General features: G+C 62.1%; 23 protein-coding genes. 14 read left to right on the top strand and 9 right to left on the bottom strand.

The annotated features are described in order from the left end of the window. Window positions 1-909, bottom strand: a complete 909-nt coding sequence (gene bla, locus BLP76_RS15120) for a class A beta-lactamase (RefSeq protein WP_092815154.1) — start codon at window positions 907-909, stop codon at window positions 1-3. A 116-nt stretch (window positions 910-1,025) separates the two neighbouring features. Between bla and BLP76_RS15115 the strand changes: the two genes are divergently transcribed. From BLP76_RS15115 to BLP76_RS15100, 4 genes are all read left to right on the top strand, one after another. Next, on the top strand, window positions 1,026-1,361 hold the full coding sequence (locus tag BLP76_RS15115; protein WP_139163757.1) for a hypothetical protein: 336 nt from the start codon (window positions 1,026-1,028) through the stop codon (window positions 1,359-1,361). A 302-nt stretch (window positions 1,362-1,663) separates the two neighbouring features. Continuing rightward, window positions 1,664-1,843 (top strand): hypothetical protein, encoded by a 180-nt coding sequence (locus BLP76_RS15110; protein WP_092815147.1) that lies wholly within the window; start codon window positions 1,664-1,666, stop codon window positions 1,841-1,843. 122 nt (window positions 1,844-1,965) lie between these two features. After that, window positions 1,966-2,337, top strand: coding sequence for a DUF6665 family protein (locus BLP76_RS15105; RefSeq protein WP_092815144.1), 372 nt, complete (start codon window positions 1,966-1,968; stop codon window positions 2,335-2,337). Between the two features lie 221 nt (window positions 2,338-2,558). Next, complete coding sequence (locus tag BLP76_RS15100) at window positions 2,559-2,771, top strand: cold-shock protein (protein ID WP_092815141.1); 213 nt, start codon at window positions 2,559-2,561, stop codon at window positions 2,769-2,771. Between the two features lie 78 nt (window positions 2,772-2,849). Here BLP76_RS15100 and BLP76_RS15095 read toward each other — a convergent pair whose 3' ends face one another. Then, a complete protein-coding gene (locus tag BLP76_RS15095) occupies window positions 2,850-3,245 on the bottom strand; it encodes a universal stress protein (protein ID WP_170130516.1) in 396 nt (131 codons plus the stop codon). Window positions 3,246-3,286: 41 nt separating this feature from the next. Then, window positions 3,287-3,430 carry a hypothetical protein gene (locus BLP76_RS18840; protein WP_170130517.1) on the bottom strand — a complete coding sequence of 48 codons (144 nt, stop codon included), beginning with the start codon at window positions 3,428-3,430 and terminating at the stop codon, window positions 3,287-3,289. Window positions 3,431-3,511: 81 nt separating this feature from the next. On the opposite strand from BLP76_RS18840, the gene BLP76_RS15090 reads away from it, so the two are divergent. The 3 genes from BLP76_RS15090 (at window position 3,512) to BLP76_RS19185 (ending at window position 5,522) form a co-directional block, all read left to right on the top strand. After that, window positions 3,512-4,033 carry a BA14K family protein gene (locus tag BLP76_RS15090; protein WP_092815135.1) on the top strand — a complete coding sequence of 174 codons (522 nt, stop codon included), beginning with the start codon at window positions 3,512-3,514 and terminating at the stop codon, window positions 4,031-4,033. Between the two features lie 205 nt (window positions 4,034-4,238). Further along, the gene (locus tag BLP76_RS15085) at window positions 4,239-4,598 is read left to right on the top strand and encodes a septal ring lytic transglycosylase RlpA family protein (protein WP_092815132.1); all 360 of its coding nucleotides are present in this window, start codon (window positions 4,239-4,241) and stop codon (window positions 4,596-4,598) included. A 228-nt stretch (window positions 4,599-4,826) separates the two neighbouring features. Next, entirely contained in the window at window positions 4,827-5,522 is a 696-nt protein-coding gene (locus tag BLP76_RS19185; RefSeq protein ID WP_338081422.1) for a cold-shock protein, read from the top strand. A 196-nt stretch (window positions 5,523-5,718) separates the two neighbouring features. Here the strand turns inward: BLP76_RS19185 and BLP76_RS15075 are convergent, their stop codons facing one another. Further along, entirely contained in the window at window positions 5,719-6,921 is a 1,203-nt protein-coding gene (locus BLP76_RS15075; protein WP_092815129.1) for a pyridoxal phosphate-dependent aminotransferase, read from the bottom strand. A gap of 224 nt (window positions 6,922-7,145) precedes the next feature. On the opposite strand from BLP76_RS15075, the gene BLP76_RS15070 reads away from it, so the two are divergent. Both BLP76_RS15070 and BLP76_RS15065 read left to right on the top strand, forming a co-directional pair. Next, the gene (locus tag BLP76_RS15070) at window positions 7,146-7,763 is read left to right on the top strand and encodes a glutathione S-transferase family protein (RefSeq protein WP_092815392.1); all 618 of its coding nucleotides are present in this window, start codon (window positions 7,146-7,148) and stop codon (window positions 7,761-7,763) included. A gap of 145 nt (window positions 7,764-7,908) precedes the next feature. Then, on the top strand, window positions 7,909-8,568 hold the full coding sequence (locus tag BLP76_RS15065; protein WP_092815126.1) for a hypothetical protein: 660 nt from the start codon (window positions 7,909-7,911) through the stop codon (window positions 8,566-8,568). A gap of 85 nt (window positions 8,569-8,653) precedes the next feature. On the opposite strand, the gene BLP76_RS15060 is transcribed toward BLP76_RS15065, so the two are convergent. The 4 genes from BLP76_RS15060 to BLP76_RS15045 all read right to left on the bottom strand — a co-directional run bounded on the left by BLP76_RS15060 (window position 8,654) and on the right by BLP76_RS15045 (window position 13,665). Continuing rightward, window positions 8,654-9,283: a glutathione S-transferase family protein gene (locus tag BLP76_RS15060; protein WP_092815123.1), complete on the bottom strand. Its 630-nt coding sequence runs from the start codon at window positions 9,281-9,283 to the stop codon at window positions 8,654-8,656. A 104-nt stretch (window positions 9,284-9,387) separates the two neighbouring features. Then, window positions 9,388-9,861 carry a transcription elongation factor GreA gene (gene greA / locus BLP76_RS15055; RefSeq protein WP_092815389.1) on the bottom strand — a complete coding sequence of 158 codons (474 nt, stop codon included), beginning with the start codon at window positions 9,859-9,861 and terminating at the stop codon, window positions 9,388-9,390. A gap of 93 nt (window positions 9,862-9,954) precedes the next feature. Continuing rightward, complete coding sequence (gene carB, locus BLP76_RS15050; protein ID WP_092815120.1) at window positions 9,955-13,212, bottom strand: carbamoyl-phosphate synthase large subunit; 3,258 nt, start codon at window positions 13,210-13,212, stop codon at window positions 9,955-9,957. Between the two features lie 168 nt (window positions 13,213-13,380). Next, window positions 13,381-13,665 carry a helix-turn-helix domain-containing protein gene (locus tag BLP76_RS15045; protein ID WP_092815386.1) on the bottom strand — a complete coding sequence of 95 codons (285 nt, stop codon included), beginning with the start codon at window positions 13,663-13,665 and terminating at the stop codon, window positions 13,381-13,383. Window positions 13,666-14,143: 478 nt separating this feature from the next. Here BLP76_RS15045 and ypfJ point away from each other — a divergent pair, with 478 nt between their 5' ends. Both ypfJ and BLP76_RS15035 read left to right on the top strand, forming a co-directional pair. Beyond that, window positions 14,144-15,013: a KPN_02809 family neutral zinc metallopeptidase gene (gene ypfJ / locus BLP76_RS15040; RefSeq protein ID WP_092815117.1), complete on the top strand. Its 870-nt coding sequence runs from the start codon at window positions 14,144-14,146 to the stop codon at window positions 15,011-15,013. A gap of 9 nt (window positions 15,014-15,022) precedes the next feature. Beyond that, entirely contained in the window at window positions 15,023-15,547 is a 525-nt protein-coding gene (locus tag BLP76_RS15035) for a DUF2937 family protein (protein WP_092815114.1), read from the top strand. A 40-nt stretch (window positions 15,548-15,587) separates the two neighbouring features. On the opposite strand, the gene carA is transcribed toward BLP76_RS15035, so the two are convergent. Next, a complete protein-coding gene (gene carA, locus BLP76_RS15030) occupies window positions 15,588-16,787 on the bottom strand; it encodes a glutamine-hydrolyzing carbamoyl-phosphate synthase small subunit (protein WP_092815111.1) in 1,200 nt (399 codons plus the stop codon). On the opposite strand from carA, the gene BLP76_RS18835 reads away from it, so the two are divergent. The 3 genes from BLP76_RS18835 to BLP76_RS15020 all read left to right on the top strand — a co-directional run bounded on the left by BLP76_RS18835 (window position 16,786) and on the right by BLP76_RS15020 (window position 18,385). Next, the gene (locus BLP76_RS18835; RefSeq protein WP_170130518.1) at window positions 16,786-16,950 is read left to right on the top strand and encodes a hypothetical protein; all 165 of its coding nucleotides are present in this window, start codon (window positions 16,786-16,788) and stop codon (window positions 16,948-16,950) included. The two genes, carA and BLP76_RS18835, sit on opposite strands and share 2 nt — an antisense overlap. 74 nt (window positions 16,951-17,024) lie before the next feature. After that, on the top strand, window positions 17,025-17,489 hold the full coding sequence (locus tag BLP76_RS15025; protein WP_092815108.1) for a GatB/YqeY domain-containing protein: 465 nt from the start codon (window positions 17,025-17,027) through the stop codon (window positions 17,487-17,489). A gap of 161 nt (window positions 17,490-17,650) precedes the next feature. Then, window positions 17,651-18,385, top strand: coding sequence for a DUF4396 domain-containing protein (locus BLP76_RS15020; RefSeq protein WP_092815105.1), 735 nt, complete (start codon window positions 17,651-17,653; stop codon window positions 18,383-18,385). Window positions 18,386-18,421: the final 36 nt, after the last annotated feature.

Genomic DNA, 18,421 nt, shown 5'->3' with positions numbered 1-18,421 from the left:
TCAGGCCTTGATCACGGCCGCGATCGCCTTGCCGATCTCGGCAAAACCGGCATTGCGCTCATCGAACGAGGCGCCGCTTTCCGTCAGGTAGATGGAGGCGATGATGGGTTTGCGTCCGCTCGGCCAGATGACCGCCACGTCGTTCATCGTGCCGTTGCCGCCGCCGCCCGTCTTGTCACCGACGAGGAAGTCCCCGGGAAGACCGGCCCGCAGCTTCTCGTCGCCCGTCTTGTTGGTGCACATCCATCTCTTGAGGTACAGGCGGGATCGGTCTGAGAGACTGCCTTTGACAAGGAGCGTCTGTGCGTCACGGCCCATGGCGCGCGGGCTGGTCGTGTCCCGCGGATCTCCGGGCGTTGCCTCGTTGAGCTCTGTTTCCCTGCGGTCGAGGCGGGTCACCTGGTCGCCGATGGAGCGGGCGAAAGAGGTGATCGCGGGCGGGCCGCCGAGGCTGTCGAGGATCAGATTACCGGCCGTGTTGTCGCTTTGCGTCATTGCCGCGACGCAGAGATCCGCAAGCGTCATCCCTTCACCACCGACATGCTCTTTGGTGACGGGGGAATAGGTCACGAGGTCCTTTTCCTCGAAGATGATGCGACGCTCGAGATCTTCCTCGCCCATATCGACCTTCGCCAGCACGGCGCCGCAGGCGAGCAGCTTGAAGGTGCTGCACATGGGGAAACGCTCGTCCGCGCGCTGGGCCCATTCGCGACCCGTCTCGATGTCGAGGACATAGGCGCCGAGACGCGCATTCAGGCGCTGCTCCACCTCGGAGAGCGTGCGCATCAGCTCGTCCTGCGGAGCCTTATCGTCTGCGGTCTGTGCGAAAAGCGGGGCGGGCAAAAACGCGCTGCCGGCCATCGCGGCCATGAGGGCCGTGAAGCTGCGGCGCGTCGGCATCGTATCCATGTCGGTTCCTTCCTGACATCTGCGGCAGGCGGGCCGCTAGCTGCGTCGGAAGACGGAATTAAGGCCGAACCGCAAAGTACGAATGTCAGCTTGTGAATGGCCGAGAGCTGCCCCACATGAATGACATGTTCAGGTCCGCTCGACGTCCGATCCGGAGTTCAGGCCGGTCCCTTTCGGGATTGGCACTCGCCGGTCTTCTCGCGTTTGCCGCGATCCCCTCCGTTGCGACTGCGCAGAGCTTCGGCAACCCCGATCGGCCGCGGATCCCGCGCGTCGAAGTGCCGAAGCTGAAGGCTCCAGACCCGATCAACAATCCCTATGATCAGCCGCGTCTTCGCCAGCGCCAGCTGGAGAACCAGCGCATTTTCGCGCCGCCGGGCTGTGCCGGAAGTCTCACGGCGCAGCAGCGCGCCAGGTGCCGGGCCAAATATCAGTACCGCGAAGAGAACTGATCGCGGGGATATGGCGACCTTCTGACGCGCACCTGCCGTCAGCTCCACCAGGGCTTTCTCGACCAGCGTTTTTTTCGGGTTGCTTCCGCGTTGAAGGCAGGGAAGGGTCGCCCCTCCAGGACGAGGAGGTGAGGCATGCCGGCGCAGAACAGGTCCGAAGACAAGGACGCGGCTCGGATGGGACCCATCCGGGTTGGCATAGGCGGTTGGTTCGCCTCCGCGACCGCCGAATCGGGAAAGCGTCTCGTCATTTGCCGGCGATGTGGTTATCTAGCGAGGTCCGGCAGATGGAGACGAGGCACATGTCCACAGAGCCGCAGCTCTACAAAAAGGCCAAGGACCGACGAAAGAAGGCGCCGGTGAAGCGCGTTCAGCTCTCGGCCGAGGAGCGTCGCGCCTACGAAGAATTGATGCAGGAACGGCAAAAGCGCGACAAAGAGCACACGCAATTCCTGCCCGAGGACCGTCAAACGCGGCGCTAAATGTGCCGCAACGCAGGCGGTGGCATCTGAAAGGACGGGGAGGGCCTTGGCGTCGCTGCCAGCCTCAGCGGGCCTCAACGTCGGTCTTGTCCGCAAAGGCGGCTCGTCCTAGCTGATGGGACATGAGCATCCGTCCGCCGCGCATCCTTGCTCCGAGCAAGCAGTCTTCGCCCTACGACGCCCTTGAGCACGAGATGATGGCGGAGAGGGCTGCAAGCCTCTCCCGTATCGCCTCGCGCTTTGAAGAGGCGCTCGCAGCCTGGCGTCGCCTTGAAGATGCGGCGAAAGCCGGCGGCTCCGCCCGCGATATCGAAGACGGCAGCATCGAAGAGGCTCGCGCGCGGGCGTTGGACGAGGCGGCCCAGGCCTTGTGGGCGCTCGTCGTGCAGCGTGAAGCGCTCGGTCTGCCTGGTACGGAGCGGCTGATGCGCGAATACGACGTGCCGCGCGTGCTGCGTGCGAGGCTCGGGATCGTAAGAAAGCCGGCGCTGTGACGAAGGCGCTGAGGCGGCGCCTTGTTATCTTTGGCGTTTCCCGTCATAACGCGCATGGGCGCGTAAATGTTGGATGGGCGCGCCCCGACGACCGGTTAAGTCTGCGCCGCGCGGTTTTGTACCCGACCGGTAGGTGATGTCTTTCCCGACTGTTTCGAAATTCGGGTGCGGCGATGAGCCGACCTCGATGAATCCGACTACAAAGGGAAAGGGTTTATCCCATGAGCCAGACCGGCACCGTTAAGTTCTTCGATTCCACGCGCGGCTTCGGCTTTATCGCTCCGGAAGATGGCAGCAAGGACGTTTTCGTCCACATCTCGGCCGTTGAGCGCTCGGGACTTCCGGGTCTTGTCGAGGGCAATCGCGTCAGCTTCGAGCTGCAGCAGGATCCCAGGGGCCGCGGCCCGCAGGCGGTCAATCTCCAGCTTGCTTGAATGCTTCCGCTCTGGGGTGTGACTGCTCCGAGCCAGATTTGACAATCGAACCGCCGGCATGCCCGGCGGTTTTTTTGTTTAACGCACCACCAGCACCGAGCACGGGCTGTGCAGGACCACATTGGCCGCGTTTGAGCCCATGACATAGTCGCCGAGATTGGGGTTGTGCGACGCCATCACGACGAGATCGATCTGTTCCTGATTGATGGCCGCACGGATGCCGCGGGCCACTGTTCCCGAGCGGTAGATGGCGCGGCTTCGGATATCTTCGGGAAGATACTCGCGCCGAAACACCTCTACGGCGGGGAGGTGATGTGTCGGGAACTGCGAAAAGTCGGCTTCCATCTGCGGAAACACGCTCAAAACCACGAGTTCGGCATCATAAAGACGCGTGAGCTCGATCGCCGTCGTCACGGATTTCTTCCAGCTGGCGATGTGGTCGAGGTCGATCGGAAGCAAGATCCGGCTCACCATCGCGGTCCTCCCAGGTTTCTTGTATCTCGGCCATGATGCGCTCAAGGCATGTTGCGCGCCCATGCGCCGCCAAGCCGCGCGACATCGTTTGAGGTCATCAGGGTGTCGCTGTCGACCTCCGGTTTTGCCGAAGTCTCTAACGGCCTCGCGAGCGTGATGGCAACGAGGCGCGTTCGTTCAGCCATCGTTCAGCCTGGAAGTCCTACCAATCTCATCAAGAAGCCGGAGATGATCTTCCGGCGGGGCTTATTGGCAAGGAAACGACGATGTCTTTCTTCAGACCCACTGCTCTCAAGACGACTGCCGCGGCTCTGGCTGTGGCACTGACTGCTCTTACCCTGCCGGCTGGCGCGCAGGCCGGCTCATGGGAGTCGCGCCACTGGGATGGCCACAGGGGATATTATGGTGACCGTGGCTGGGAGCGTCCGCGCGGCTATTATGGGCACCGCCACCATCATCGCCGCGACCGCGATGACGCCGGTGCGGCGGTTGCTGCCGGTGTTGTCGGTCTGGCCGCGGGGACTCTTCTCGGATCGGCGCTGACCGCGCCGCGCGCTGCCCCCGTCTACGTCGAGCCGGCACCGGTCTACGCGGCTCCGCCGCCCGTCTATGTCGAGCCGGCGCCCGTCTATGCGGTTCCGGCACGCAATCCGCTGGTCGTTTACGACTCCCGGCCCGCTCCTTGGACGCCGGAATGGTATGCCTATTGCAGCTCGAAGTATCGCTCCTTCGATGCCAATAGTGGTACTTATCAGCCCTATAATGGCCCGCGTCAGCTTTGCCAGTGACGCATTGTTCTTCTTGAGCAACACATAGGAAAGGCCGCTTCTCGGGAGCGGCCTTTTGCTTTTCTGCGCGATCCGAGTGACATCACGGTCACATTGGCAGCTCTTCCCGCCGCGCCCCAAGAAATGCCCCAGGTCTTGCCCATTTCTGGCCCCTTTTCACCGGTGAAAGCGGCAACGGCAAAGTTGATTTCATGGGAAGAGAAGAATGCTCCACTCGGCGAAGTTCCTCGCCGCGGCGGTCCTTGCGGCCAGCTGCGTCCTCGTAACCCAGCCCCAAAGCGCCAATGCTCAGACCGGCCACGCCTCCTGGTATGCCCTGACCTCGCGCACGGCTTCCGGCGAACGGTGCAATCCGAATGCAATGACCGCGGCGCACCGCACGCTGCCCTTTGGCACCAAGGTGAAGGTCACCAATCTGCGCAACGGCCGGGCCGCCGTCGTACGCATCAATGACCGCGGTCCCTTCATCAAAGGGCGCATCATCGACGTCACGCGCGCTGCCGCCCACAAGCTCGGCTTCAAAGGGCGCGGCACGGCAAAGGTTCAAGTCGAAGTCCTCAAATGAAGAGCATATTTGGGCCGCACAAAGGCTCGGCCCATTAGGGACTTGCAGATTTGCCCGCATAACGGCATGATCATACGCGGGGGTTTGCATGAGGCGCCCCCTTTATGGTCGAGGGCCAGCGGACCGATCCCGGCTTTCCATGTATTCCCAAGTAAAGACCGCGCGCTTGCCCGCGTCGGCTGGTGACGCTCCAGCCGGCGACTTTTTTCTATCGAAGGACGAGATGAGATGATGAACAATGGCGGTCGCGGCGGGCACGACGACGACGACTTTGGTGAGCGCCCGGACCGTGATCGGTCCCGCCGGCCCCGTCGTGGTGGTGCGCGCGAATTCGGCAGCGATTTCGGTAGCGATGCTCCCACCCCCGGTTATGGCGATCGGGGAGACGGGGGCTTCGGCAGAGACAATGAAGGTGGCTATCGCGGTGGCGGCGGCGGTGGCGGAGGCTATCGCGGCGGTCCCAACCGCGGTGGCGGTTATCGCGGTGGGGGCGAAGGCGGCGGCTACCGCGGCGGCGGTGAAGGCGGCGGCTACCGCGGTGGCGGTGAAGGTGGCGGCTATCGCGGTGGTGGCGAAGGCGGCGGCTATCGCGGCGGCGGTGGTGGCGGCGGCTTCCGCAGTGGCGGAGGCGGTGGCGGCTTCCGCAGCGGCGGTGGTGGCGGCGGCGGCTTCCAGGATCGTCAGCCGGCAGAAGTCGGCCCGCGTCAGAACGGCACGCTGAAGTTCTTCAACGCGGATCGTGGCTTCGGCTTCATCTCGCCGGAGGACGGCAGCAAGGACGTCTTCGTGCATATCTCGGCGATCGAGCGCTCCGGCCTGCCGCAGCTTGCGGAAGGCACAAGGATCTCGTTCGAGACGCAGCAGGATCGTCGCGGGCGCGGCCCGCAGGCGGTCAACCTGCAGCTGCTCGACGACGAGGCCTGAGCAAGTCGGCGGAGGTGCGCCGGCGTTCTTGAGAGGACGCTTTTCGCCCACGAACGGCAAAGCGACAAAAATTGGGGCGGCTCGCTTGCGCGGGCCGCCCCTTTTTCTTGGCGTCTCGGTCTTCGAGATGCGTCAGCCTTGCTGGCTCTCCATCTCTGCAATCCGGAGCATCGCTGCCCCGGACCGCGGTGAGGCCTCAGCTCAGCGTGTTGCAGAAACGCTGGATGCGTTCGCACGCCGCCTCGAGCGCTTCCGTCGACGTCGCATAGGAGATCCGGAAGTTGGGGCCGAGACCGAAGGCTCCGCCATGAACGACCGCGACCCCCTCCGCTTCGAGAAGCTCGGTGACGAAATCCTGATCGTTCTCGATGGTTTTGCCTGAAGGCGCCTTCTTGCCGATCGCCGCCGCGCAGGACGGATAGACGTAGAACGCGCCTTCCGGCTCCGGGCACTCGAGAAGGGCACTCTGGTTGAGCATAGACACGACCAGATCGCGCCGCTTCTGGAAGGCCTTGCGCGAAGTCTCCACGAAATCCTGAGGTCCCGTCAGCGCCTCGACCGCCGCCCATTGCGCGATGGAGCAGGTGCCGGAGGTCTGCTGGCTCTGGATTTTGGTCATCGCCTTGATGAGCTCGTCCGGGCCGCCGGCATAGCCGATGCGCCAGCCGGTCATCGCATAGGCCTTCGACACGCCGTTCATCGTCAGCGTGCGCGAATAGAGTTCGGGCTCTGCCGCGGCGAGCGTGGAGAACGGCTCGTCGATGTAGAGAAGGTGTTCGTACATGTCGTCCGACATGATCCACACATGCGGATGCTTCATCAAAACCGCCGCAAGCGCCTTCAATTCGGCTTCGGTGTAGGCCGCGCCGGAAGGGTTGGAGGGCGAGTTGAAGATCAGCCATTTGGTCTTCGGCGTGAGCGCGCCCTCAAGGGCTTCCGGCGTCAGCTTGAACTTGTTTTCAAGGGTCGTGTCGACGAAGCGCGGCTCGCCACCGTTGAGAAGAACCATATCCGGATAGCTCACCCAATAAGGTGCCGGAATGAGGACCTCGTCGCCCGGGTTAAGGGTCGCCGCCAGCGCGTTGTAAAGAATCTGCTTTCCACCGGTCCCGACGATGGTCTGCGTCGGTTTGTAGGTGAGACCGTTCTCGCGCTTGAACTTCTCGGCGATCGCCGTGCGCAGTTCCATGATGCCCGGAACCGGCGTGTATTTCGTCTCGCCACGCTTGATGGCGGCGATCGCGGCTTCCTTGATGTTGTCGGGCGTGTCGAAATCGGGTTCGCCCGCACTGAGGCTGATCACGTCTCGTCCCTGCGCCTTCAGTTCACGCGCCTTCTCGGCGACGGCGATGGTCTGGGAGGGCTGAACACGAGCGAGGTTGTCGGCAAGGAAGGCCATGAGTTTGAAATCCGACTGAAGGGAGTTAGCAACGGGCGCGAAACCTAGGCCCATGGGGCGAGAGGCGCAAGGCGCAAGCGCGTCGAACGCACAATGGCAGACGCGCTTTGCCGGCGGATCTTGCTCGACCTCAGCGGGATTGAGGCGAACCTTCAATCCAATTCGCTTGCCGTAAGAACGGCAGGCCGAAAAGTATGGGCGCCGATACCAACGGAAGAGCGACGATGCTAACCCTCTATTCCATGCAGGATTCTGGCAATTCCTATAAGGTGCGATTGCTATTTGCGCATCTCGGCCTGCCATTTCGGATCGTCGATGTCGATACGACGACCGGGGAGACCCACAAGGGCGACTTCCTGGCGATCAATCCGATCGGCAAGGCGCCGGTCGTGGTCCTGGATGACGGGCGTGCTCTCGCCGAATCGGGGGCAATTCTCCTGCACTTCGCTGAAGGTTCTCGTTTTCTGCCGATCGATGCCTACGAACGAGCCAAGTGCTATGAATGGATGTTCTTCGAACAATACTCCCACGAACCTGCGATCGCCGTGCGTCGCGCACTGCACGTCTACGAAACGCGCCGCGCCCAGGCGACGCCCGAGAGGCTGAGGGAGCTGCTTGAAAAGGGCAACGAAGCCCTGGGAGTGATGGAACAGCGGCTCGTGGCCCACGACTGGCTTGCCGGTCCGGCGTTCTCTATCGCCGACATCGCCCTCTACGCGTACACGCACGATGCGGAAGACAAGGGTGGCTTCGACCTCAAGCTGTTTCCGGGTATCCGCGGCTGGCTGGCGCGCGTCGCGGGGGAGGCGGGGCACGTGACGATCGACTGGCGCCCCGCCTGAGCGGTCGATCGCCTTGACCCTATAGGTTCCAGATCTATCACGCGTCGGTTCGAAGCAGGCTCGCCGAAGGTTTCTTGAAGTTCACGCAACGAATTCAGTGGCGCGGGTATTCTCGACGAGAGGGGCACGTCAATGGGAGATACGAATGCGCAGACTTCTTGCCGCGAGCACCGCTCTCGCTCTTAGCATGTCCACACTGGCCTACGCCCAGACGGGGGCTGATGAGCCATCTTCGCCGCCCGATATGAGTGCGCAAAATCCTGGTCAGGACCCTGATGAGGGCATGGAGGCCGATCCGGATATGGACATGATGTCCGATCAGGACGGGCAATCGGAGATGGAGGATGACACAGCGTCGTCGTCGCAGAACCAACCGAGGCAACGTTACGGCTCTGGCTGGGGCGGATCCGGCTATGGCGGTTGGGGTCCCGGCAATTGCATGATGGCGCCTGGAAACGGGCCCGGAGGCGGCTGGTATGGCGGGGGTCCCGGCTATCAGGGTGACTGGGCGGGCCAGACGCCGATGCAGCGACCCGGACCCGGCGGTTGGGGGCAGTGGGGTCCCGGCCCGGCAGCGATGGGGCCTGGCCGGCACGGCATGAAACGGCACGGCCATCACGGGCATGGCATGGCCCGCGGCACCAGCTTCAGGCTGCGTCAGGGTGACACGACGATCCGCGTGACGTGCTCACCGAAAGAGAGTGCGGATGCCTGCGCCAGTGCGGCCGCCAAATTGATGGAGGCCGCCCATGAAATGGGCGCATCGGACGTGGATGTGAGGCAAGGGGGCGGCCGTACGCAGTAGCCGCACACGAACAAATAGGGCTTCGCGCCTGCGGGCGCGGAGCGGGATGCTTGGCTGCGCCTAAGCGTCGGGGCGCCGATATCCATCAAGGCATGGGGATGCCCTGGTCCTTCTTCGGCACGTCGTAGCCCCGTTGGACGGCGGGTCGGTCGGCAATGCGCAGATACCAATCGCGCACATGCGGGAAATCGCCGAGATCGACCCCCTGCCACTCGAAACGTGATGCCCACGGCCAGGCGGCCATGTCCGCGATCGAATATTCCCCGGCGAGATAATCGTGCTCTGCGAGCTGCGTATCGAGCACCTTGTAAAGGCGCGCCGCCTCCTTGGCGTAACGCTCTTCCGCGTAGGGAGCCTTGCCGGGATTGAACTTCAAGAAATGATGCGCCTGACCGAGCATGGGGCCGAAACCGCCCATCTGCCACATCAGCCATTCCATCGCCCGCCAGCGACCGGCGTCATCGGTCGGCATGAATTTGCCGGTCTTCTCCGCGAGGTAGAGGAGGATTGCGCCGGACTCCATGAGCGCCTGGCCGCCCTCGTGATCCACGATCGCGGGGATCTTGTTGTTCGGGCTGATCTTGAGGAATTGCGGCCTGAATTGCTCGTCCGCCATGATGTCGATGGGATAGACCTCGTAGGCGAGTCCCATCTCCTCGAGAGCGATGGAGACCTTGCGGCCGTTCGGTGTGGTCCAGGTGTAAAGATCGATCATGGCAATGCCCGCCTTAAGGTCAGGCGGGCCAGTTAGCAGGAGCGCGCCATAGGCTGCAAGACGGAGCCGGCGCGCTCTTTCGTCAGAAAGCCCTTCTGAAGGGCTCAGCCGTAAGCGATCTCGAGGATCTCATAGCTGTGGGCACCGCCCGGAGCCGCAACCTCGACGGAATCGCCGACGCTCTTGCCGATCAGCGCGCGGGCAATCGGCGAAGAGATCGAAATGCGGCCGAGACGTACATCGGCTTCCATGTCCCCGACGATCTGCCAGGTCTTTTCCTCGTCGGTGTCCTCGTCGACGAGCTTCACTTTGGCGCCGAATTTCACCGTCGAGCCGGTCAGCTTCGACACGTCGATAATGTCGGCGCGCGACAGCTTGTCTTCGAGCTCGGCGATGCGACCTTCGTTCAGGCTCTGTTGCTCCTTGGCGGCATGATATTCCGCGTTCTCCGAGAGGTCGCCATGCGCGCGAGCTTCAGAAATCGCCTGAATGATGCGCGGCCTTTCCTCGGAGGTGAGTCGTTTGAGCTCCGATTCCAGTTGCGCATGGCCGGCAGCGGTCATCGGAATCTTTTCCATCTTCTCCTCCACGACGCCTCGTTTTTGGGCTGGGGGCAACAAAAAAGCGGGTGCTCCACCGATGAGGGGAACACCCTGCTTGACGAAACTAACTTAGGCCGCGTCGAAGTAGGATTGCAGCGGCCTGACTTCAAGCTGTCCGCTGAGAAGGGCTTCAATGCCCTGTGCCGCAGCACGTGCTCCCGCCAAAGTGGTAAAATAAGGCACTTTGTGCAGAAGCGCGGCTCGTCTCAGCGACCGGCTGTCGGCGAGGGCCTGAGCGCCTTCCGTGGTGTTGAAGACCAGCTGCACCTCGCCATTCTTGATAGCATCGACGATATGTGGCCGGCCTTCAAGTACCTTGTTTACCTTGGCGCAGGCGATCCCGTGTTCTTCCAGAAAGCGCTGTGTGCCGGTCGTCGCGATGATCGTGAAGCCGAGGGATGCAAGCTGGCGCATCGTGTCCATCACACGCGGCTTGTCTCCGTCTCGCACCGACACGAAAGCCGTGCCGCCGGTGGGAAGCTGCACGCCACCCGCGAGCTGGCTCTTGGCGAAGGCCACGGCAAAATCGTAGTCGAGACCCATGACTTCGCCGGTCGAGCGCATCTCCGGTCCAAGCACCGTGTCGACGCCGGGGAAACGGGCGAAGGGAAAGACGGCCTCCTTCACGGCCACATGCTTGTGGACGAGCGGCGTCGCCTCCAGATCCTTCAGCTTTTCGCCGGCCATGATCCGCGCGGCGAGCTTCGCGATCGGTCGCCCGACCGCCTTCGCCACGAACGGCACGGTGCGGGAGGCGCGCGGGTTGACCTCCAGAACGAAGATGTCGTCGCCCTTGACCGCGTATTGCACGTTCATGAGCCCGCCGACGGAAAGGCCCTTGGCGAGCGCCGCCGTCTGACGTCCGAGCTCCTCGATGATCTCCTTGGACAGAGAATGGGGCGGCAGCGAGCAGGCGGAATCGCCCGAATGGATGCCGGCTTCCTCGATATGCTCCATGATGCCGCAGACGACGACATCGGTGCCGTCACAAAGCGCGTCGACATCGACCTCGATCGCATCGGCGAGATAGGAATCGATCAGCACCGGCGACTTGCCGGAGACGACGACCGCCTCGTTGATGTAGCGCTCGAGCTGCGCGGTATCGCGCACGATCTCCATCGCCCGCCCGCCGAGCACGTAAGACGGCCGGATGACCACGGGATAGCCGATCTTCTCAGCGATCGCGAAGGCTTCTTGCGCCGAATGGGCGATGCCGTTGCGCGGCTGTTTGAGGCCGAGCTTCCCGAGAACCTGCTGGAAACGGTCGCGATCTTCGGCAAGGTCGATCGCATCGGGCGAGGTGCCGAGGATCGGAATGCCCGCCTCTTCGAGCGGCTGTGCGAGCTTCAGCGGCGTCTGGCCGCCAAATTGCACGATCACGCCCTTCAGCGTTCCGGCGCTCTGCTCGACCCTCAGGATCTCCAGCACGTCTTCGGCCGTCAACGGCTCGAAATAGAGCCGGTCGGAGGTGTCGTAGTCGGTGGAGACCGTCTCCGGATTGCAGTTGATCATGATCGTCTCATAGCCCGCATCGGCGAGCGCGAAGGCGGCATGACAGCAGCAATAGTCGAATTCGATGCCCTGACCGATCCGGTTCGGCCCGCCGCCCAGAATGACGATCTTTTCCCTGTCGCTCGGACGCGCCTCGTCCTCGGCCTCGCCGCCCGAGCGGAAGGGGCGTTCATAGGTCGAGTACATATAGGCCGTGGCGGCAGCAAACTCGGCCGCACATGTGTCGATGCGCTTGAAGACCGGTCTGACGCCGAGACGGTTGCGCAGCGCGCGCACGCTTTCCTCGTCGGTGCCGGCGAGTTTGGCGAGGCGGGCATCCGAAAAGCCGAGGCTCTTCAGCCGGTGCAAGACAACCTTGTCCTCCGGCACGCCGTTGGCACGGATGCGTTCCTCCCAGCCGATGAGCCCTTCAAGCTCGCGCAGGAACCAGGGATCGATGGCGCAAGCTTCGTAAATCTCTTCGCACGATGTGCCGAGACGCAGCGCCTGTGCCACCTTCAACAGCCGGTCGGGAGTGGGACGGGCAAGGGCGGCGCGAATGGCGTTCTTGTCGTCGCCTTCGCCGAGGCCCGGAATCGTGACCTCGTCCAGCCCGTCGAGCCCGGTCTCGAGGCCCCGCAGAGCCTTTTGAAGGGATTCGCTGAACGAGCGCCCAATCGCCATCACCTCGCCGACGGACTTCATCGACGTGGTCAAAGAGGGTTCCGCTCCCGGGAATTTCTCGAAAGCGAAACGCGGGATTTTGGTCACGACGTAATCGATCGTCGGCTCGAAAGAGGCCGGCATCGCTCCGCCGGTGATCTCGTTCTCGAGCTCGTCGAGTGTATAGCCGACGGCAAGGCGTGCCGCGACCTTCGCGATCGGAAAGCCTGTCGCCTTGGAGGCGAGAGCTGACGAACGCGACACGCGCGGATTCATCTCGATGACGACCATGCGTCCGTCGGCCGGATTGATGGCGAACTGTACGTTCGAGCCACCGGTCTCCACACCGATCTCGCGAAGCACCGCGAGCGACGCGTCCCGCATCACCTGGTATTCTTTGTCGGTGAGGGTGAGGGCGGGCGCAACGGTGATGGAATCGCCGGTATGCACGCCCATCGGATCGATATTCTCGATCGAGCAGATGATGATGCAGTTGTCCGCTTTGTCGCGGACGACCTCCATCTCGTACTCCTTCCAGCCGAGCACCGATTCTTCGATCAGGATTTCGTTGGTCGGCGAGGCGTCGATGCCGCGTTCGGCGATCTCGAGAAACTCTTCGCGATTGTAGGCGATGCCGCCGCCGGTGCCGCCGAGCGTGAAGGAGGGACGGATGATCGCCGGCAGGCCGATCTCTTCGAGCGCGGCAAGGGCTTCGGGAAGGGAATGGGCAAGACGCGACGTCGGCGTGTCGAGGCCGATCTTCGTCATCGCTTCACGGAAGAGCTCTCGGTCCTCGGCCTTGTCGATGACTTCGGCGCGCGCGCCGATCATCGTGACGCCATAGCGATCGAGCACGCCGGCCTTGGCCACGGACAAGGCGCAATTGAGCGCCGTCTGTCCGCCCATCGTTGGAAGGAGCGCGTCGGGCCGCTCCTTTTCGATGATCTTGGTGACGACGTCGGGCGTGATCGGTTCGATGTAGGTGGCGTCAGCCAAATCCGGATCGGTCATGATGGTGGCCGGATTGGAATTGACGAGGATGACCCGATATCCCTCGGCCTTCAGAGCCTTCAAGGCTTGCGTGCCGGAATAATCGAATTCGCAGGCCTGGCCGATCACGATCGGCCCGGCCCCAATAACCAGAATGGAAGAGATGTCGGTGCGTTTCGGCATGGGGGCGTGCTGGTAGGCGGGCCGTTCGGCCCTGCCGGTTCCGGGTGGTTGGAAAGTTGCGCGCTTATAGAGGAATTCGCGCAAGAGGCAAAGCCACCGCCTCGGGGGCTGTGGACCTGCAGCTTCGGAGAGCTCAGAGCCGAACCGGGGCGACCGAGATAAAGACGCTCAGTTGATCTCGGCGACTGCGGAAGGCTCAGATTCGGAATTCGTCTCGTCGATGGTGTCTAGACCGTCTTCGTAGGAGGCCGTCTCGCCATCATAGTCGCAAATCCCGACCGAAAGCGCATAGCAGGCGAGGCGAACCGATTTCGGGATCTTGACCTTCTTGCCGTCGCGTTCGCCGGTCTCATAATACTGAATCATACGTTTTTTGAGGCCCAACCGATCGGCTGCCTCTTTCTGTTTCATTCCGAGCTTTTTTCGCCAGGCTTTGAACTGGTCGGGTGTCATCGTGGAAACGCCCAAGGCAAGGTCCCTTTCAGCTGACCGAATTTAGGGGCTTTTTACACTGCGGCCTATAGCGAAATCGTGAAGGCGCAAAAAGTGCATTTCTTGTTTGACAAATGCGCACAATGTGCACATATTCACGATGAAGGCGCAAATAGTGCTCCTTTTGGCGGCTAACATGTCGCCATACGCAACCTGTTAGAGGAGGGCTCAGAGATGTTGAATGACATCGTCCTGCAGCGGGCTCGCCTGGGTTACGATCGCGTGGATATGCATCGCTACGCGACTCTCAACTGTGGAATGGCTCGTTTGTTCAAACGTGTAGGCCATTGGTTCAGCTGAGGTTTCTCACGGCGATTACGCTGTAAAGAAGTGTGATGAACAAAAACGCGGCTCCCCTGGCCGCGTTTTTGCTTTCAGGCGAGGGAACCCCCGGCCATCTCCGTTTCTTTTCCCGTCGCAGCAACGGACGGAGTACGGGATGCGGTGGCGGGGTCGGCGTCAGTCGAGCAATATCGAATATCGAACCGGCGGGCGAAGCTCGCTGCCGATCGGACGCGCCGGCGGTGGCATCGGCTTTCTGATCGTGGCCGCAATCCTTTTCTTCGTCTTCGGCATCAATCCGATGGAACTCCTCCGCGAGGTGGAGACCGGCCCGGGACAGATCGCGAGCGAACAGCGCTCTCCCTCAGGGGAGATCGCCTCCACCCGAACGGAAGCGGATGATTTCGTCGCGACAGTGCTGGCCGAAACCGAAGACGTTTGGGGTGGCATTTTTCGCGAGGCGGGGGCGGACTATCCCGAACCCACTCTCGTTCTCTTCAACGGCTCCGTTCGCTCCGCTTGCGGCCTGTCGGGCAGGGCGGCTGGACCCTTTTATTGTCCGGGTGACCAAAAGCTCTATCTCGATTTGTCGTTCTTCGAAGAGCTCAAGCGACGCTTTCGCGCTCCCGGCGATTTCGCGCAGGCCTATGTGATCGCGCATGAGGTCGGCCATCATGTGCAGAACCTGACGGGCGTTCTCTCGAAAGTGAACGAGATGCGTCAGGGCATGAGCGAGCGTGCGGGCAACGCTCTGTCCGTTCGGGTTGAGCTTCAGGCAGATTGCTATGCTGGCATCTGGGCGAACCGGACGCGCGACAAGGGATTGCTGGAGGAGGGCGATCTCGACGAGGCGCTGAACGCAGCGACCCAAATCGGCGACGATATGATTCAGAAGCGCACTCAAGGCTACGTCGTGCCTGAGGCTTTCAATCATGGCTCATCGGATGAGCGGCGACGCTGGTTCCGCCAGGGCTATCAATCGGGACATCTCGATGCCTGCGATACGTTCAGCGTTTCCACGCTTTGAGGCGGAAGGATGAGCGTTGCGGGCCGCACCGCCGTGCTCGGCCTCGCGCTGGCCGGAGGGCTTGCGGGCTCGCAGGCACCGGAATTCGCCCAGCAATATCGGCAGCGCCTGGGTGGCGCGGTCGATGAAATGCGGCAGGTGGTGGCGGAGTTCGATGAGGACGTCCGCCGCAACGGCCTCGACCGCGACGAGGCGGTGTCGCTTTACGCTCAGTCGCCCGAAGCGTTTCTCAAGGATCGCGGGCTGTCTATGAAGCGTCTTCTCTCACGCTTCTCGACACTTAGCCGTCAGCAGGCAGAGCTGGAGCTGGCAGAGCCCCTGATGCGGCCGGTGATCGTCTTGAGGAACCCGGACCAGCAAATCGTCCAAGGCGCCTGGCAGATCTACGAGCCGGCCGTCCCGGTGACGGCAGCGGGCGCTGTTTGGGCTTTCGCCGGACTTTCTCTCATCGGCGGTTTCGCCTGGTTCTCAGGCAAAATGCTGCGCTTCCTCTTTGTGAACAACCGCAGGCGCTCAGAAGCCACCCCAAGCTGAGACCAGCTTCGGAAAAGCTGGTCCCCCAGTGGCCGGCGGCTTACGCTGGCGTCTTGTCCGTCCGCGCTTTGAGGTTTTCGCGAATGAGATTCATGAAGCGCTGGAAAAGATAGTGGCTGTCCTGGGGGCCAGGCGAGGCTTCGGGGTGGTATTGGACCGAGAAGACCGGCTTGTCCTTCAGACGCAGGCCGGCATTGGAGCCGTCGAACAGCGAGACATGCGTCTCTTCAACTTCGGGCGGCAGGCTGTCGCGATCGATTGCGAAGCCGTGGTTCATCGACACGATTTCCACTTTGCCCGTGGTCTTGTCTTTGACCGGATGGTTGGCGCCGTGATGGCCCTGATGCATCTTGGCCGTCTTCCCGCCGAGCGCCAGTCCCATCATCTGATGGCCGAGGCAGATGCCGAATGTCGGTGTTCCGCTGTCGATGACGCTGCGAATCGCCGGAACTGCGTAGCTACCCGTCGCCGCCGGATCGCCCGGACCGTTGGAGAGGAAAACGCCGTCCGGATTGAGGGAGAGAATATCTTCCGCCGTCGCCGTCGCCGGCAGAACGGTGACCTTGCAGCCCTCTTCGGTCAGGAGGCGCAGGATGTTCCGCTTGATGCCGTAATCGACGACCACGACATGGCACTCGCCGTCCTCGCGATGTCCATAGCCTTGGCTGGGCTTCCAGCTTGTTTCGTGCCAGTCGTAGCGCTGCGCGGAGGTGACGCCCGGGACAAGATCCTGCCCGTCCATCGCAGGCATTGCGGCCGCTTCCGCTTTCAGCGCTTCGTAATCGAAATTGCCGGCCGGATCGTGGACGATGACGGCGTTCGCCATGCCATGCTCGCGGATGCGATTGGTGAGCGCGCGGGTGTCGACGTCCGCGATGCCGGGGATGCCGCGCGCCTTTAGCCACGCATCGAGGTTTTTGGCCGCACGCCAGTTGGACGGAGCGGTGATCGGCGCCCGCAAGACGCAGCCGGCAACCCCGGAATTACGCGCCATGTTCACCGTCTCGACGTCTTCGTCGTTGGTGCCCACATTACCGATATGCGGGAACGTGAATGTGATGATCTGCCCCGCATAGGAGGGATCGGTCAAAATCTCTTGATAACCGGTCATCGCGGTATTGAAGCAAACTTCGCCGGAAGACTTGCCCGTTGCTCCCAATCCTTCGCCTTCGATGACGGTGCCATCGGCGAGAACGAGGCATGCGGTGGGTTTGCTTTCGGGCCAGGAAGTGGCGGTCATGAACGGATCCGACGGTCAGCATCAACAGGTGGAGCTCGCGCTCTCTTGCGTCCCCGCTGCGAGTGTCTATATCGACGGCCTCTATGGCGCGCTGGGGCAGCGCGCGATACCTAGTGGGCGGATCATGTCGCGTCAACGCGAGGAATGGTTGAGACCCACATGAGATCCAAGCCGACCGCCGAGACTTCACTTCTCATTTTATCTGAGGCGTCTGACGACGCATCGAAGGGGTCACCCATGGTTGATCGAATCCGCGATCAGATCAGCGAAGGCCTGAAAGAGGCCATGAAGAAACAGGACCGCGTGCGCATGACCACGCTGCGGTTGATCAACGCGGCCATCAAGGACCGCGACATCGAGGCGAGGACGAAAGGCAAGGACGGCGTCTCCAACGACGAGATCATGTCGATCTTGACCAAGATGATCCGTCAGCGTGAGGAATCCTCCAAGATCTACGAGGAGAATGCCCGCCTCGACCTCGCCGAGCAGGAACGCAAGGAAATCGAAGTCATCCGTTCGTTTCTGCCGCGTCAGATGGACGAAGACGAGCTCAAAAGCGCCTGCCACGATGTGGTCGGCGATGTGGGCGCCCAAGGTCTTCGAGACATGGGCAAATGCATGGGCACGCTCAAGGAACGGTATTCCGGGCGCATGGACTTCGCCCGGGCGAGCTCCGTCGTGAAGGATATTCTGAGCTCCTGAGAGCGCTCTTCGGGGCCTTTGCGCGCCGAATTTTGGCACGTGAAGGCCTCGCTCTCAAAACGGGCCTGACGCGCGAGTGAAGTGCGGATTCCTGGCGGAACTCGTCCGCCGATCGGTTGTTGGAAAGGCCGATACTCCAGCAACACGATTGGGATGTGACAATGGTTCCAGCCTGGCTCCATGTTCTTGCGATTGCGTCTTTGCTTCTCGGTTTCGTCTGCGCGCTCATTATCGCCGTCGATGAGAGCCGCCATCCACAGCATATGTGGATCATGAACATCGTCTGGCCGGCTCTCGCCCTCTTTGCCTCGCTCATCGCGCTCTGGGCCTATTTCACCTACGGGCGGCTCGCGACGCATGAGAAGATGCACACCGCGATGCAGGCGAACGAGACGCCGCCGAGCCAGCGTTTGACGCCATTTCCCGTGATGGTCGGCAAGGGCACCAGCCATTGTGGATCCGGTTGCACCCTCGGCGACATCTGCGCGGAATGGATCGCCTTTCTGTTTCCGACTGTTGCCGTCTGGTTCGGCTGGCAGACGATCTTTTCCGAGAAGATCTTCGCTGTCTGGATCCTCGATTATATCCTCGCCTTCGGCTTCGGCGTGGCCTTCCAGTATTTCACCATCAAGCCGATGCGGAACCTGTCTCCGGCGCAGGGTCTCATCCAGGCGGTCAAAGCCGATGCGCTCTCGCTCACGGCCTGGCAGGTCGGCATGTATGGCTTCATGGCCATCGCCCATTTCTACATCTTCGCGCATCTCCTCGGCGTGAAGCTCGAAGTGACGAGCGTCGAGTTCTGGTTCATGATGCAGATTGCGATGATCTTCGGCTTCATGACGGCTTATCCGGTGAATTGGTGGCTGATCCGTACCGGCATCAAAGAGAAGATGTAGGCCTGACGCCCGCGGCGCCGGCGCAAGCTGTGAGTA

Source organism: Afifella marina DSM 2698, assembly GCF_900102695.1.
GTDB lineage: Bacteria > Pseudomonadota > Alphaproteobacteria > Rhizobiales > Afifellaceae > Afifella > Afifella marina.
The sequence above is the reverse complement of the archived record's forward strand: the minus strand, read 5'-3'. Positions and strand labels throughout refer to the sequence as shown.

Bases quoted from the DNA above. Each gene is read 5' to 3' on its own strand.
- bla (WP_092815154.1), bottom strand. From the start codon at position 909: ATGGATACGATGCCGACGCGCCGCAGCTTCACGGCCCTCATGGCCGCG.
- BLP76_RS15115 (WP_139163757.1), top strand. From the start codon at position 1,026: ATGAATGACATGTTCAGGTCCGCTCGACGTCCGATCCGGAGTTCAGGC.
- BLP76_RS15110 (WP_092815147.1), top strand. From the start codon at position 1,664: ATGTCCACAGAGCCGCAGCTCTACAAAAAGGCCAAGGACCGACGAAAG.
- BLP76_RS15105 (WP_092815144.1), top strand. From the start codon at position 1,966: ATGAGCATCCGTCCGCCGCGCATCCTTGCTCCGAGCAAGCAGTCTTCG.
- BLP76_RS15100 (WP_092815141.1), top strand. From the start codon at position 2,559: ATGAGCCAGACCGGCACCGTTAAGTTCTTCGATTCCACGCGCGGCTTC.
- BLP76_RS15095 (WP_170130516.1), bottom strand. From the start codon at position 3,245: ATGGTGAGCCGGATCTTGCTTCCGATCGACCTCGACCACATCGCCAGC.
- BLP76_RS18840 (WP_170130517.1), bottom strand. From the start codon at position 3,430: ATGGCTGAACGAACGCGCCTCGTTGCCATCACGCTCGCGAGGCCGTTA.
- BLP76_RS15090 (WP_092815135.1), top strand. From the start codon at position 3,512: ATGTCTTTCTTCAGACCCACTGCTCTCAAGACGACTGCCGCGGCTCTG.
- BLP76_RS15085 (WP_092815132.1), top strand. From the start codon at position 4,239: ATGCTCCACTCGGCGAAGTTCCTCGCCGCGGCGGTCCTTGCGGCCAGC.
- BLP76_RS19185 (WP_338081422.1), top strand. From the start codon at position 4,827: ATGATGAACAATGGCGGTCGCGGCGGGCACGACGACGACGACTTTGGT.
- BLP76_RS15075 (WP_092815129.1), bottom strand. From the start codon at position 6,921: ATGGCCTTCCTTGCCGACAACCTCGCTCGTGTTCAGCCCTCCCAGACC.
- BLP76_RS15070 (WP_092815392.1), top strand. From the start codon at position 7,146: ATGCTAACCCTCTATTCCATGCAGGATTCTGGCAATTCCTATAAGGTG.
- BLP76_RS15065 (WP_092815126.1), top strand. From the start codon at position 7,909: ATGCGCAGACTTCTTGCCGCGAGCACCGCTCTCGCTCTTAGCATGTCC.
- BLP76_RS15060 (WP_092815123.1), bottom strand. From the start codon at position 9,283: ATGATCGATCTTTACACCTGGACCACACCGAACGGCCGCAAGGTCTCC.
- greA (WP_092815389.1), bottom strand. From the start codon at position 9,861: ATGGAAAAGATTCCGATGACCGCTGCCGGCCATGCGCAACTGGAATCG.
- carB (WP_092815120.1), bottom strand. From the start codon at position 13,212: ATGCCGAAACGCACCGACATCTCTTCCATTCTGGTTATTGGGGCCGGG.
- BLP76_RS15045 (WP_092815386.1), bottom strand. From the start codon at position 13,665: ATGACACCCGACCAGTTCAAAGCCTGGCGAAAAAAGCTCGGAATGAAA.
- ypfJ (WP_092815117.1), top strand. From the start codon at position 14,144: ATGCGGTGGCGGGGTCGGCGTCAGTCGAGCAATATCGAATATCGAACC.
- BLP76_RS15035 (WP_092815114.1), top strand. From the start codon at position 15,023: ATGAGCGTTGCGGGCCGCACCGCCGTGCTCGGCCTCGCGCTGGCCGGA.
- BLP76_RS18835 (WP_170130518.1), top strand. From the start codon at position 16,786: ATGAACGGATCCGACGGTCAGCATCAACAGGTGGAGCTCGCGCTCTCT.
- carA (WP_092815111.1), bottom strand. From the start codon at position 16,787: ATGACCGCCACTTCCTGGCCCGAAAGCAAACCCACCGCATGCCTCGTT.
- BLP76_RS15025 (WP_092815108.1), top strand. From the start codon at position 17,025: ATGGTTGATCGAATCCGCGATCAGATCAGCGAAGGCCTGAAAGAGGCC.
- BLP76_RS15020 (WP_092815105.1), top strand. From the start codon at position 17,651: ATGGTTCCAGCCTGGCTCCATGTTCTTGCGATTGCGTCTTTGCTTCTC.